This window comes from Gilliamella sp. Imp1-1 (assembly GCF_001690415.1).
GTDB lineage: Bacteria > Pseudomonadota > Gammaproteobacteria > Enterobacterales > Orbaceae > Gilliamella > Gilliamella bombi.
Genome location: NZ_LZHK01000058.1, coordinates 1 through 1,385, shown reverse-complemented (window position 1 = coordinate 1,385; position 1,385 = coordinate 1). Strand labels below are relative to the sequence as shown.

General features: G+C 35.2%; 1 tRNA gene and 1 pseudogene. One reads left to right on the top strand and one right to left on the bottom strand.

The features are described from left to right. The first annotated feature begins 593 nt into the window (after positions 1-593). A tRNA-Arg gene (locus A9G38_RS05655) sits at positions 594-670 on the top strand. Positions 671-889: 219 nt separating this feature from the next. Here the strand turns inward: A9G38_RS05655 and A9G38_RS12230 are convergent. After that, positions 890-1,385, bottom strand: a pseudogene (locus A9G38_RS12230) (hypothetical protein); the annotation flags it as partial.

The following is a 1,385-nucleotide window of genomic DNA, read 5'->3' as shown; positions in this document are numbered from 1 at the left end:
TCCTAGAAAGGTGATTATAATACATAGCAATCTCCAAACTGTGGTGGTGCGAAGGTGCTAGTATAAATCACCTTTCTACTTTCTTCACTCCACCGTGTTTAAAATTGCACTTCATGTTTGAATCCAAGACGTCTATTGTATTTTATAAAAATAAAACAAAAAGTTAAAAAATTATTTCTCTAATAATCTTTTAGGCTCTATTTTCATCTTTCAGTTGATAAAAGATACCTTAAAGGACAATTTGGGAGTCATAATAACTGTCTACTGGAAAAGATTGCTAAAAAAGCATTATAAGTCATCATTTAACTAAATCATAGCTAGATATTACTATACCAAAATTAATTACTAGAATGTATAAAAACTGAATATTATTAACAACAATATTCGACATTTAATTACATAGGCCTATTATATAATTTGCTAATAGTTAAAAATGTAAAGAAATTTTATGATTAATACAAAACATCAACGACTCTAATAAAAAACCAAATTGATGATATTTTATCAATCCGATATAATAGGCCATTAAAAATCATTGACGTATCGAAATAGCTTTATATAATACACAACATCTAAATAAAAAACCTATCTAAGTCTCCTTAGCTCAGCTGGATAGAGCAACGGCCTTCTAAGCCGTAGGTCACAGGTTCGAATCCTGTAGGGGACGCCATTACAAGCAAGATTCAAACTAATTAAGTTTGGTATGATACATTCTGGTGTATGTGTTGATTCTAAAGAAATATCTTATGATTTAAGCTATATTGTAACAGGACTTTGTAAGCTATTAATTTGCGGTAGTTCAAACTTAATCTGACAGACACCTTATTACTCATCAGCATTCATTTTAATAAAATACTTTTCCGATGAACAAAATAAATTTTCCAATTGCTTAACCAACCTTTTTGCTCCATTCCACTTTTGCTGAGTTGCCTTGCAGCTCGGCTACCACCGCACCGAGTATGGCATGGCTGACGGTGTTGGCAACGGTGTTTCCTTCGGTCTGTTGTTTGATAATAGTCGCAATTTTTGGTGCAAGTGCCCCTGCGGCTGCCCCTGTCATGTCGCCACTGATTAAGCCGTTGATGATACTAACCGCCATGTCAATGCCTTGACGGGTGTCACTGCCCATCGCTGACATGCCTTCGTTCATCGCCTTTTTGTAGGCGTCTTCGTAGATTTTTTGTTGCTCTTCTTCTGTTAGTCCCTTGTTTTTACTTTTCTCTTTTTCCTTTTCAACCGCTTCTTTTGCCTTGGATTCGGCTCTTATCCGGTCTATATGATTAAGCATCGTTAACGTTTCACCACCAATTTCACTCACTAACTGCGTTTGGTCGATGATGTCTTGCTCTTTTTGTTTGTTAAAAATGTGTTTGAGCTCGTTATTC